The organism is Natribaculum luteum (assembly GCF_023008545.1).
Taxonomy (GTDB): domain Archaea; phylum Halobacteriota; class Halobacteria; order Halobacteriales; family Natrialbaceae; genus Natribaculum; species Natribaculum luteum.
Genome location: NZ_CP095397.1, coordinates 1,786,991 through 1,799,811 on the forward strand (window position 1 = coordinate 1,786,991; position 12,821 = coordinate 1,799,811).

A 12,821-nucleotide genomic window follows, 5' to 3' on the forward strand; every position below is an offset into this window, starting at 1 on the left:
GCGCTCACGCCGACGACGGATAAACCGTGATCGGGACGTCGCTCGCCAGCACCACGTCGTGCGTATTGCTGCCGAGGTTGCTGAGCAACGACGTCCCCTTTCGACCCATCACGACGACGTCGACGTCGTGTTCGTCCGCGTAATCGAGGATCTGCTTCGCTGGATTCCCACTTCGAAGTTCCGTGGTCAGTTCTACTCCGTTCGGTCGTAACTGCTCGAGTCTCGAAAGCGCCTGTTCGCCCTCGCGCTCGACGGCGTCTGCGACTTCGTTCGGTGGTGCCGGCGAGGTGGCTGCCGGGATGACGTCGGAGACGTTGTTGACGTAGAGGCCGTGTACCTCCGCGTCGTGTGCCCCCGCGAGCAGGTACGTCCACTCGGCGATCTCGTCTGCGAACTCGGTTCCATCGGTCGGGAGGAGGATCTTCTCGAACACGCGTGTGAATATGTCACAGGTTGGTATCAAAGTTGCCCCGGCTGCCACCACGGGGGAGTCGCGACGAGACGCTCGGTGATCTAACCGAAGTGACGAGTTTGTCACGTGCCAACTCCGATCCTTGTCGTACGACAACGTGTGCGGTGACCACGGCGCAAATTTTAATTCATATAATGTATATGGGGTTGTTGTGTGGCGACTGATACCGGTTGCCACAGAACAGAGTACACGATCCATGATGTCAGGTGCAACTATCGTAGGCCAGATTTCGCCAGAAGTGCTCAAGGGACGACTCGAGACCGACGACGACGTACCGGTCGTCGACGTCCGTGGAACCGAATCGTACGAAGGATGGCACATTCCAGGTGCGGTCAACCTCACGTACAGCAAGGACCGAGACGAGTTCGAGTCGGACCCCGGTGAACGCCTCCCGGACGACAAGCAGGTCGTCGCAGTGTGTGCACACGGGAACACGAGCAGACGAGCAGCACAGCGACTCGCAGAGCAGGGATTCGACGCCGTCACCCTCGAGGACGGGATGCTCGGGTGGAGCAAGGTGTTCGATGTCGTCGACATCGGCCTCGCCGACGACCTCGTTTTCAAGCAGGTAAAGCGCCTTTCGAACGGCTGTCTCTCGTACGTCCTCGGGCACGACGGCGAAGCGATGATCGTCGACCCCGTCCAGTATACGGACGTCTACGAGCGGAACCTGCAGGCGGACGAACGGCTGTTCGACGACGACGATCAGGTCGACCTGAAGTACGTCGCGATCACTCACATTCACGCCGACCACATCTCCGCCGGCAGCGACTTGGCCGAGAAGTACGACGCCGAACTGGTCGTCGGCAGTGCCGCCAGCGAGCGGACCGACCAGCCTGAGGGTCACGGCGACCCGCTGTACGTCGAAGACGGCGAGATCCTCTCGCTCGGAGACTACGACGTCGAGGTGATGCACACGCCCGGACACACGATGGAGAGCATCACGTTCGACGTCGCGGGCGACGCCCTGCTGACGGGTGACACGCAGTTCGTCGACAGCGTCGGCCGGCCGGACTTGGAGCACGGCGACGACGGTGCCCCCGAGCACGCGGAAGTGCTCTACGACACGATTTTCAACACGATCCTCGAGCGTAGCGACGACACGTTCGTCTTTCCCGCCCACTGGGGAAGCGAGGAGGTCGAACCGGGCAAGCCGGTCTCGGCGACGATCGGCGAGATCAAACAGACGAACGATGCGGTTCAACTCGAGGAGAAAGACGCCTTCGTCGAGTACATCCTCGATCGCCTCGGCTCGAAGCCGGCCAACCACGACAAGATCATCGCCATCAACGAAGGGAAACGTGAGCTATGTGACCCCGAGATCGAACTCGGCCCGAACAAGTGTGCCGTCGAGTAACGGCACGAGTTAGCACGGAGACAGAACGATGTCATCGGAAGCAAAGGTCAATCCAAGACAATTCGTACAGAACCTGTTGCAGTTCCAGTACCGCGAGGTGATGATGGCGTTCGCGACCGGGGCAGTCCTGATCGGAGCGATCGCGCTCTATCCCGGAGCAGGTAACGTCGGGTCGGAAATCCAGGCGGACGTCGGAACCTCTACGCTCATCCTCTTTTTCGTCGTGGCGGTCGTCGCGGCTGTCGTAAAGGGCACGATCGGATTCGGCTACGCGCTGATAACGACGCCCGTTTTCGCGACGGTCATCGACCCGACGATGGCGGTCGTCGTACTGACGATTCCACCGTGGATGATCAACGTCTTCCAGGTCGGTGAGACGAACACGGGGCTGGCGTACGTTCGACGCGAGTGGTTGCTCATCTCGCTCGCGCTCGCGGGTTCGCTCGTCGGCGTGTTCTTCCTCTCGGAGTACAGTACCGGGCCGGTCATCCCCTTCCTCATCGGCCTGCTCCTGCTGGCGTACGTCCTCTTCGAGATCACGAAGGACTTCATCGTCATCGAGGAGGCCCACAACCCGCTGGCACTCGGATCCGTCGGGTTCGGCGGGGGATTCCTGCTTGGTGCTGCGAACCTCGGCCCGCTGCTGCCCGCGTATCTGCACACGTTCGAACGGAACACCGAGCGGTACGTCGGCGGCCTCTCGATGATATTCCTGTTCGTCTTCACCGAGCGGATCGTCCTCATGTGGTTCAACGGGCTGTTGACGCCGTACCAGCTCTGGCTCGGGTGTGCGATCGCGCTCGTCACCCTCGTCGGGCTCCTGATCGGGACCTACCTGCGTCGACTCGAGATCAACGAACAGCGGTTCAACTACGTCGTCATCGCGATCCTCTTTATCATCGCGGTGAACATCTTCCGGCAGACGGTGCCGGCGCTTTTCTTCTAACCACCATCACCTCGATTCCGTCTTTTCGACCTGCGCCGCGTCGCCTCGAGCCGATCGATATTTGTTATAGATATTACTGTAAGGGGTACTATTTTGGTAATCGACTACGATCCGTACCGACGTGGTCGCGATCGTAGCACTACTGGTCGCCACAGTCGCGAGCCTGTTCATGGCGTGGGCGATCGGCGCGGGGTCGTCCGGGTCGACGCCGTTTGCCCCTGCGGTCGGAGCGAAGGCCATCTCGATCATGCGCGCGAGTTTTCTCGTCGGCTTGCTCGGGTTCGCCGGTGCGACGCTTCAGGGGGCGAACGTCTCCGAGGCGATGGGTCGTGAACTCATCCACGGGGTGTCGCTCTCGCCTGTCGCCGCGACGGTCGGCCTGCTTACGGCAGCGTCACTCGTCGCGATCGGCGTCTTCACTGGGTACCCGATCGCGACGGCGTTTACCGTGACGGGTGCCGTCGTCGGCGTCGGCCTGGCTCTCGGTGGCGATCCAGCCTGGGGAAAGTATCGACAGATCGCACTGCTCTGGACGCTCACCCCCTTCGTCGGCGGTGGGATCGCCTACGCGACGGCCAGGTCGCTCGATAGCGATCCCGACCGGCGACCGATGTACATCTCGGGACTGGCGGGTGCCGTCGGTCTCGTTATCGCGAACATCGAGTTTGCAGCCCTCGGGAGCGCCTCGAACGCCGCGTCCATCTCGACCGTCGGGGCCCAGGCGTTCCCGCTGTTCGTCAGCGCCGAGAGCACTGCGGGGAAGGCGTTCATCTCGCTCACTATCGCGTTGACCTGTGCTGGAATCAGCTATCGAGAACTCGCTCGCGACGAGGTTCGCGCAGAGCGGCGTTTCCTGCTCGTACTCGGCGGACTCGTCGCGTTCTCCGCCGGCGGCAGCCAGGTCGGTCTCGCGATCGGCCCGCTGCTCCCGATGCTCGACCCGTTCGAGCTCCCGCTAACTGCGATCCTTATCGGCGGGGGGGTGGGCCTGCTCGCCGGTTCGTGGACCGGCGCACCACGGATGATCAAAGCTGTTTCGCGCGACTACTCGGCTCTTGACTCCCGAAGTTCTATCGCCGCGCTGGTTCCGTCCTTTGCCATCGCCCAGACCGCGGTCTTCTTCGGCATTCCGGTCTCGTTCAACGAGATCATCATCAGCGCGATCATCGGTAGCGGCTACGCCAGCGGCGGTGCGGGGAGCGTCAGTCGAAAGAAGATGGGGTATACGATCCTCGCGTGGATCGCGTCGCTCACCATCGCGATCGTCCTCGGGTACACGGCGTTTACGGCGATTACGATGATTCGTTGACCTCCCGTGATGACTGTGCCCTAGCCGGCGGTCGCGGTCGGACACGACCGCCGAAACATATAACTTCCGAACCACGAACAGTAGAATCGACATGACTCAAACGAGGTTGAACTGCTCGAGTTGTGGCTACCGGTGGACGTACGACGGCGACTCGACGCGGTACGCTCAATGTCCGGCGTGTGGCCGGAGCGTCACCGTCAAACTCCGGTAGCGAGGGCGAGTTCAGTCGGACGACGGCGCGTCGCCGAGCGGCGCAGCGAACGCCCGGACGAGCCGTGCCTCGGCTCGCCGGAGGCGATACGAGAGCGTCGACCGGGGGACCTCGAGGTCTGCGGCCAGTTCCTCGAGCGTCGTCTCGCGGGGCGTCTCGTAGTATCCGGTCTCGACCGCCCGCTCGAGCGCGAGTCGCTGCTCGTACGGAAGTGGCGGCCCGGTTAGCAGGTGGCGCTCCCGTTCGGTCACTTCGCCGAGGTATCTGAGGTCGAAGCGGCGTTGCATCCCGAGCGATCGCTGGATGGCGTCCGTGAGCTGGCCGACGGCGTCACCTCGTTGCATGAGGACGTGCCATTCGTAGCTGTCGTGGGATCGGGTGGCCTGGAACAGGAGTCCCCCCTCTAGCCATTCGCGTGCGAGTCTGGGAATCGAACTGCACCGGTCGGTCTCGGTTCGGGAGGTGTAGATGACTTTCCCGCCCGCCGTCTCCGAGACGACGTCGTACGTCGGGCTGGCGGTACACCCCGGCGTCCGCAAACAGTCGTTACAGTGCTCGTCGTCGAGGAAGACGTCCTCGAGCGTCTCGACGGCAGCGGGCGGCCCGGTGATCCAGTCGAGTCGCCAGACGCCCCGCAGCGAAGCGTGACAGGCGAGCGATCGGGCACGAAGCTCTGGCTGTTCGATGAAGACGTCCATGACGGGATCCGCGCCGTGGTCGTACTCGATCTGGAAGACGAGCTCTCGCATCTGTCCGGTACATCACGACACTTGGTAACGTAAATCGTCCGGTTCGGACGCGACTCGGTCGGGGGCAAGATTCATTTCCCGGCCCCACACATCTGGTAGCCATGCCACAGACGATCGATCAAGCGCAGGTCACGGAGTGGATCGACGACGAACTCGTCGAATCGGTCGAACCCGTCCCCGACGAGGCGGCCCACTTCAATCTCACCGTCGAGATGTCCGGCATGCTCGTCCACGTCATTCAGCGCCGTCCCGGCGGCCCGCTGCTTCTCGGGCAGGAAATCGAGTACGGCGAGGGAATCAGATCGCGCATTCAGAACATGACGGCGGCCGACCGCAACGAACTGGTCGCCCGCGTCCGCGAGACGCTCACGACGATCCCCGTCGTCTACGGGTTCGTCGACGAACGCGGCACCAACGTCGCGTTCGAAGATCTCCAGCGGATCTTCCTCGAGTATCGCATCTACCCGGACGCGGTGTCACAGCACGAACTCATGACGGGACTCGTCGCCGTCTGGAAGGGGATGCGCTACCTCGACGACCTCGTGACGCTCATCGACAGCATCGAGGGATAGCCCGACGGCGGGCGGTCCCGTGCCGCAAGGTTTATGCTCGATTCTGCTGACGGTACTAGCCAACACTGAACACAGATGTGGTCGACGATCACCGATTCAGCGCCTCGAACCGGTCGGCGAACGACTCGTCCGTCAGGCCCACCGACATGAGCCGGGCGGACCGAACGCGCGTCGATCCCGCGACGGTCGAGCGGGCGCTCGCGGACGCCGAGGTCGGTCGCGAACTGCTGTTCGAGAGCCTCGCCGACCTCGAGGGGTACGGAGCGATCTCCGTCGAGGACGGCCAGTTGACGGTGCCCGTCACGCTGGTGGCCCCGTCGGCGGCCGCCAGGTCCCACGTCGAACGCGAGATACGTGGGGCCACGGCGGACCTCGCGGGCGTCGAGTCGGTTCGCGTCGAGTGGCGACCGCAGGTTACGGCGACCGGACCGGGGATCGACCTCCTCCCGGACGTGAAAAACGTCGTCGCAGTCGCAAGCGGCAAGGGTGGAGTCGGCAAGAGCACCGTCGCGGTGAACCTCGCGACGACACTCGCCGCCGGCGGGGCCGACGTCGGGCTCCTCGACGCGGACGTCTACGGCCCGAACGCGCCCGCGATGCTCGGTCTCTCCGAGCGGACGCCGGACGCGACGCCCGACGACGAGATGGTGCCACGGACCGCACACGGCGTGTCGGTGATGAGCATGGGATTCATCGCCGGCGAAGACGACCCGGTCATCTGGCGTGGGCCCCTGGTCGACGAGTTCATCAAACAGCTGTTCGGCGACGTCCGGTGGGGATCGCTCGACTACCTCGTCGTCGACCTGCCACCCGGAACCGGCGATGCACAGCTGTCGCTGGTCCAGCACCTGCCCGTCTCCGGTGCCGTCGTCGTGACGACACCACAGGCTGTCGCCGTCGACGACGCACGGCGGGGCCTTCGCGGTTTCGCCCGCTACGACGTCCCCGTCCTCGGCCTCGTCGAGAACATGAGCCAGTTCGAGTGTCCGGACTGCGAATCGGTCCACGAGATCTTCGACGCTGGCGGCGCCGCCCGACTCGGCGACGAGTTCGACGTCCCCGTCCTCGAGCGCCTTCCGCTCGATCCCGCCGTCGGGCAGTTGACCACGTCGGACGAGGAGAGCGACCCGCCCGGCATCTCCATTCCCGGCTTCGGTCGCCTCCAGTTGCCACGAACGCGTGACGAACGCGAGCAACGGGGACAGCTCGCACCCGTCGGGGTCAGAGCCGACGGCGGCGAGACGCGCGCGTCGTTCGAACTGCTCGCGACACGAACTGCTGCACGCCTCGAGACCCTCGCCGCGAACGTCGACCGTGCGGACGGGGAGCGACGGTAACGCGATCCAGTCAAACTGCAGTGACCATGAAAGAAACAGTCTCGGGATACGAAGTCCGCGGCGACTGGGAAGCCGTCGTCGAACTCGGCGAACGCATCACCACGGCCCTCCGCGAGGACGGCTGTTCTAGCGCGGAGCTGGCGGAGTGGGACGAGTGGCGGCCGAAGCGACACGACCGGGTGGCAGAGGAAATTCGAGAGAAGACAGTCGAGCAAGCACATCTGAGCGAAGGCCCCGGCGAACGGGCCGACAAGTCCCCCGGGGAGGATCTGCTGAAAGCCGGTGACGAACTCTCGAGTGCCTACGAACGGCTCGACGACACCACCGAAGCCATCGATCGCTGGCGGGAGTCGATCCAGTATCTCACCAGAGCAGCGGACTCGGTGAGTCGCGGTGTCGTTCGGTCGGTCGAAGACGTGGTCTACAAACGGTTGATGACGAAGGCTGCGCCTTTCTACTTCGACAACGAACTCGTTAGTGCGAGCCTACAGCGCAAGCGAGGTCTGCACGGGAGCGGCGAATTCGTCTTCGAAGTTGCCGTCGACGAGCGCAGACGCGAGGCGATCGGCGACTACCTCGAGGCCGAACGCGACGTCCACCCGTCCGTCGAGACGGCGGCCGAGCGCGTCGCGATCGCCGAGGGACACGACCGCCCGTAGTTCTTCGTGGCGATTCTGTGGCGTCAGTTCGTCCGCACCAGCCACAGTGTCGGCCGAGAGAAATCGCGACGAAGTGAACCCTCGCCGATAGTATTGCGCTAAACAAAAGCAATTTAAATCCTTGTGAATAGATAACACTTGGTATATGCGAGGGAGACGCCTGTCGACAGTCGAGGACATCATCGCGATCACGAGCCCTGGCGAGGAAAGCGACGTAGCCGTTGACCGACTGCGCACGTGGACGGAGGAGAACGGGTTACGGTTGAAAACCGTCGACGTGGGAACCTCCATCGACGACGTCTATGCCGGGGAGATGGAGACGCTCGGAATCACCATCGGCGGCGATGGCACCTTTCTCGAGGGTATCAAGCAGTTCGCGCCGCGAAACGTCCCGCTTCTCGGGATCAACACGGGGACGCTCGCGTTCCTCGTTCGCGTGGCGGTCGACGACCTCGAGGCGGCCCTGACCGAGGTCGTCCAGGGACGGTCGACGATCGACAACCGCCAGCAGCTGGCAGTCGAAGCCAACGGGGTGGAAGCCACGGGGATCAACGACGTCATGGTCCAGCACGTCCCACCGGACGATCCGGTCGACCGGAAAATCACGAAACTCGACGTATTCGCGGACAGTCAGTACGTCGGCGAGTACGACGGGACGGGACTCGCGGTTGCGACGCCGACCGGATCGACCGGCATCTCGCTGTCCGCGAACGGCCCGATCCACCGCCCGACGAACAATTCGTCGCTCGAGATCGTGCCGCTGCACACCCACCAGATCGGCGTTCGTCCCGTGATCGTCAGCGAGGATACGACGATCCGGGTTGTCTGCAGCGAGGACGCCGACATGCTGGTCGACGGCGGTCGCCACCACGTCCGACTCGAGACCGACGACGTGGTCACGATCACCGGTGCCCAGAGCACCGCCGACATCGTGCGGACGAGTTACGACGACGACTTCTTCACGGCGGTCAGCGAACTCCTCGGGTGGGGCGCTCGCGGCTCAGAGGCGAAGTCGCTCCCGCGGACCGTCGCGGCCGACGACGACGAACCGGAGGACATGATCGAACGGGCACACAGCCTGGCGAAAGAAGCCGCCAGAAGCGTTGGCGATCCGCTCAGGGAACTCCACGGTCGGGTCGAGGCCGAGGAGTTCAAGACCGACAAGGCGGATATCGTCACGGAAGCCGACTATCTGTCGGAGAACATCATCACGACGGCCATCGAGAACGAGTACCCCGCTCACAACATCCGGTCGGAAGAACACGTATCCGTCGAGAGCGGGAGCACGTACACGTGGTTGATCGACCCGCTCGACGGGACCGGAAACTACGCCAACGGGAACCCCAACTACGCGGTCTCGATCGCGCTGCTGGAAGAGGACGTCCCCGTCATGGGCGTCGTCTACGCGCCCGAAACCGACGAACTCTGGACGGCGATCGAGGGCCAGGGTGCCTACAAGGACGACAATCGGATCACGACGACAGACCGGACCGAACTCGACGAAAGCATGCTGATTTCGGGATACGACCCGGACGGTAGCTTTCTCACCCACTTCTACAACGAGACTCGCGGCGTCCGACGGCTCGGTGCCGCAGCGCTTCACCTGTGTTATCTTGCCAACGGCAGCACTGACGCCGTCTGGGAGTACGACACCCACCCCTGGGACGTCGCCGCGGGCGTCGTCATCGCGAAGGAGGCGGGCGCGACGCTCACCGACACGAGCGGCGACCCCTTCGAGATCTACACCGAAAAAGACCGGCAGGAACTCGTCGGCTCGAACGGACACATTCACGGCGATATCATAGATCGACTGCAACACAGCGAACAGCTGCGCAACACGATCGACAACTGAAATCGCCAGCGCAGTGAAGCGCCTCTACGTTCGACACACTCGAGCGGGTTCCACCGTCGCGACCAACTCGTTTGCCGGCGACGGCGGACCGATCGACGACCCCGACTCCGACACTCGTGGAACCGGTCGACGAGACGTCCGTTCTCGGAGATCACGCGAACCGGTGCGGACGTGGTAGTCGATTCCTGCCGCCTCGAGAAACGATTCTTTAGTTTATGAAATCGCCGTTCTTGTGGCACTTCTATCGGATCGATAGTATACTTTATAAAGAAACCAGTACTGTATACATGTGATAAATGGCTGAATTTTATCTGCAGCACTAATCCATCGGTAAATGGCTCGAATACGCCGAATCGGGCTCGTTATCGCCGATCCCAACCGGTTACTACTCGCTCATCTCGAATGAACCCCGATCCGAGATCGATTTTCCCTATTGCTCGAAGTCGTGAGATACGATCCGTATAACGGATTGTCGAGGACTTTCGCTCTCGATCGTCCGCCGATCTCGAAGGAGGCATGTTCGTGGTCGTATACAAGTATAAATAGAGACTATTGCACGAAATAGTACTAGAATTGTCTATTAATGTGGTTAAAAATAAACTCGAAATACATTTACTCCTTCGAGGTGCGAGACGACGCGTCGCCCGTTCGGCTTCACTCGAGAAGCGGCCGCGACGAGTTCGCGACGACGAGGAGACTGCTCACCGTGACGGCAGCAGTCGTCACCAGCGGGTTCAACGCGCCCACTACTGCGACGGGGATCACGATCGCGTTGTAGCCGAGTCCCAGCCAGAGATTCCGTTCGACGCGTCGTCCCGCAGCAACCGAGAGGGAGAACGCTCGCTCGACCGCCACGAGCTCGTCGTCGACGATGGCGAGGTCGGCGGCGTCCGACGCCAGTGCCGTACCGCCGCCGAGAGAGATCCCGAGGTCGGCCTCGGCGAGCGCGGGCGCGTCGTTCGTTCCGTCGCCGACCATCGCCACCCTGCCGTCGGCTTTCAGTCGCCGAATCGTCGCCGTCTTCCCCTCGGGCGGGACGCTCGCGAACACGTACTCGACGTCGGGGTGGCGACTGAAGACGTCGGTCGCCGCTTCGTCGTCGCCGGTGAGGACCACGACCTCGATCCCCGCCTCGGTCATCGCGGTGACGGTCTCCTCCCAGTCGTCTCTCGGCTCGTCACCGACGATCACGACGCCGTCTGCCGCTCCATCTCGACCGACGACGACGGGGAGGCGACCGCGGTCTCGAGCCTCGCGAACGCGCGCTTCAGTCCCTTCGTCGAGAGTCCAGCCACGCTCTCGAAAGAGGTCGGGGTGGCCCACCAGTACCGTCCGTCCGTCGACGACTCCCTCGACGCCGGTCGCGTGGCTCCGGAACTCCTGGACGTCCAGTTCGTCCGCCCGACCGTCGAATCGTCCGCCGTCAGACCGCACTGGCTCGCTCCCGTCCGTTTCGTCGACGAACGCACGCTCGATCGCCCTCGCGGCCGGATGTGACGTCCGCCGCTCCAGTACGGCGGCGGCCCGCAGGAGCTCCTCCGACGCGTCGGCTTCGAGGACTGTCATCTCGCCAGTCGTGAGCGTCCCCGTCTTGTCGAAGACGACGACGTCGACGTCCCGGAGCCGTTCGAAGACGGTCTCGTCGAAGACGACGATCCCCCGCTCCATCGCCTCCTGGATGCTCGAGGCGACCGAAAGCGGCGTCGCGAAGCCAAGCGCCCACGGACTCGAGACGATCACGGTCAGGAGCACGGCCAGCAGCGTCGCCGTCGGACTCGCGCCGAGGAGGAACCGTACCACGCCGACCACGGCGGCGGCACCCAGGACGAGCGGGAGGGCAGTCGCGGCGAGTCGCTCGGCACGGCGCTGCACACCGTGTTCTGCAGACTGGAGGTCCCAGACGTCGCGCGTGAGTCGGTCGATGCTGCTCGTCGTCTCCGTGCCCACTTCGACGACCGCCGCGTCGCCCGTGACGACCGAGCCACCGACGACGTCGTCGCCGGCTCGTTTCGAGACCGGGAGCGACTCCCCGGTGACGACGGCCTCGTCGACCGTACAGCCGCCGTCGACGAGCGTCCCGTCGACCGGAATTCGCTCGCCCTGCCGGACGAGAACCCGGTCGCCGGGCTCGAGGTCCCCCACCGGGACGTCGCTCGTCGTCCCACCCGGTTCGTACCGCCGTGCCTCGTCGACCTGCGAGACCGTCAGGTCCGTGAGCCGATTCATCGCGCGCCGTTTGGCCGTCTCCTCGTAGAACGACGCTGCCATCACCACGGCGGCGACCACGATTGTCAGATCGTAGTAGACGTCGATCCGTCCCGTGAGGCCGGCGACCGTCCCGTAGAGGTAGGCGCTCACGATCGTCAGCGTCGCCAGCAGGTCGGTGCTCGGACGTCGCATCTTCAGGCTGACGTACGCACCGCGCAGGAGCGGCATCCCCGTGAAGTAGAGGATCGCTCCCGTCAGCACGGAGAACAGCCGCACGAACGCCAGTCCGTCGAAGCCGCCGAAGCTGTCACGGAACAGCGCCAGCATCCCCGCGTCGGAGAACGACGCGAGATACACCGGATACAGGACCGCGACGTAGGGGACCAGCATGAACATCCCGAAGACGACGCCGACGATGTACCGAAACTCGAGTACGTCGTCCGTCCGGCGCTTCCGGAGGCCGTGCATCTCCCGCGACCGCTGTGTTCCGCCCTCTTCGTCTGTGCCACTCGCTTCCTCGCGAAGGTACGCCGTGTAGCCGACCGTACTCAGCGCGTCCCTGAGTTCGCGTTTCGACACGCGATCGGGGTCGTGGTCGACTCGCACGACCTCCGTGACGTAACTCGCCGCCGCGCTCTCGACGCCGTCGCGAGCCTCGGCGACCGACTCGAGAAACGACTCGCACATCGCCGAGTGCATCCCGTCGACCCGAAAGAACGTGCGGGCCAGTGCGTCGTTTGCGTACTCGACGTCGGATCGCTGCGTCCGACCGTGCGTTTCCTCGCCGTGAGAAGGTTCGACGGCGCTTTCGTCTCCGGCTTCGACTGTCCCGAGCGTCTCGTACACGTCTCGACAGCCGGACGAACAGAACTGCTCGCCGGACTCGGCTTCGACGGCCGACCCGGAGGGTGCCGTCCCACACAGTGTGCAACGGTCACTCCCCTCTCGTCGATCACTCACACGCGAACAGTGCACGCTCGAGGGCAATAACAGTGGCGTCAGAACGTGCAGCGAACGGCGGTGACCGCCCGGCACGTTCGACGTCGGGACGTTCGTCGACATCGTCAGAAAAGGAGACGAGTAACTCGTCAAACCGCTTCGAGGCGGTCGTCACACGTCTCGAGTGCGGCTTGCTTCCCGCTGGGGTAG

At 63.7% G+C, this 12,821-nt stretch carries 10 protein-coding genes; 7 read left to right on the forward strand and 3 right to left on the reverse strand.

Annotation, left to right across the window (positions count from 1 at the left end):
• Positions 1 to 4 precede the first annotated feature (4 nt).
• Positions 5 to 433, reverse strand: a complete 429-nt coding sequence (locus tag MU558_RS09155; RefSeq protein WP_246974660.1) for a universal stress protein — start codon at positions 431 to 433, stop codon at positions 5 to 7.
• Between the two features lie 238 nt (positions 434 to 671).
• On the opposite strand from MU558_RS09155, the gene MU558_RS09160 reads away from it, so the two are divergent.
• The 3 genes from MU558_RS09160 (at position 672) to MU558_RS09170 (ending at position 4,084) form a co-directional block, all read left to right on the forward strand.
• Positions 672 to 1,829, forward strand: coding sequence for an MBL fold metallo-hydrolase (locus MU558_RS09160; RefSeq protein ID WP_246974663.1), 1,158 nt, complete (start codon positions 672 to 674; stop codon positions 1,827 to 1,829).
• A 28-nt stretch (positions 1,830 to 1,857) separates the two neighbouring features.
• Complete coding sequence (locus MU558_RS09165; protein WP_246974666.1) at positions 1,858 to 2,775, forward strand: sulfite exporter TauE/SafE family protein; 918 nt, start codon at positions 1,858 to 1,860, stop codon at positions 2,773 to 2,775.
• Between the two features lie 169 nt (positions 2,776 to 2,944).
• Positions 2,945 to 4,084, forward strand: coding sequence for an inorganic phosphate transporter (locus MU558_RS09170; protein ID WP_246974908.1), 1,140 nt, complete (start codon positions 2,945 to 2,947; stop codon positions 4,082 to 4,084).
• 222 nt (positions 4,085 to 4,306) lie between these two features.
• Here the strand turns inward: MU558_RS09170 and MU558_RS09175 are convergent, their stop codons facing one another.
• Positions 4,307 to 5,044, reverse strand: a complete 738-nt coding sequence (locus MU558_RS09175) for a helix-turn-helix domain-containing protein (RefSeq protein ID WP_246974669.1) — start codon at positions 5,042 to 5,044, stop codon at positions 4,307 to 4,309.
• A gap of 101 nt (positions 5,045 to 5,145) precedes the next feature.
• Here MU558_RS09175 and MU558_RS09180 point away from each other — a divergent pair, with 101 nt between their 5' ends.
• The 4 genes from MU558_RS09180 (at position 5,146) to MU558_RS09195 (ending at position 9,464) form a co-directional block, all read left to right on the forward strand.
• On the forward strand, positions 5,146 to 5,616 hold the full coding sequence (locus MU558_RS09180; RefSeq protein WP_246974672.1) for a DUF2299 family protein: 471 nt from the start codon (positions 5,146 to 5,148) through the stop codon (positions 5,614 to 5,616).
• Between the two features lie 146 nt (positions 5,617 to 5,762).
• Positions 5,763 to 6,953: an Mrp/NBP35 family ATP-binding protein gene (locus tag MU558_RS09185; protein WP_246974675.1), complete on the forward strand. Its 1,191-nt coding sequence runs from the start codon at positions 5,763 to 5,765 to the stop codon at positions 6,951 to 6,953.
• A gap of 26 nt (positions 6,954 to 6,979) precedes the next feature.
• A complete protein-coding gene (locus MU558_RS09190; RefSeq protein WP_246974678.1) occupies positions 6,980 to 7,612 on the forward strand; it encodes a DUF5828 family protein in 633 nt (210 codons plus the stop codon).
• Between the two features lie 145 nt (positions 7,613 to 7,757).
• On the forward strand, positions 7,758 to 9,464 hold the full coding sequence (locus MU558_RS09195) for an NAD(+)/NADH kinase (protein ID WP_246974681.1): 1,707 nt from the start codon (positions 7,758 to 7,760) through the stop codon (positions 9,462 to 9,464).
• A 654-nt stretch (positions 9,465 to 10,118) separates the two neighbouring features.
• Here the strand turns inward: MU558_RS09195 and MU558_RS09200 are convergent.
• On the reverse strand, positions 10,119 to 12,632 hold the full coding sequence (locus tag MU558_RS09200; protein ID WP_246974685.1) for a heavy metal translocating P-type ATPase: 2,514 nt from the start codon (positions 12,630 to 12,632) through the stop codon (positions 10,119 to 10,121).
• Positions 12,633 to 12,821 lie beyond the last annotated feature (189 nt).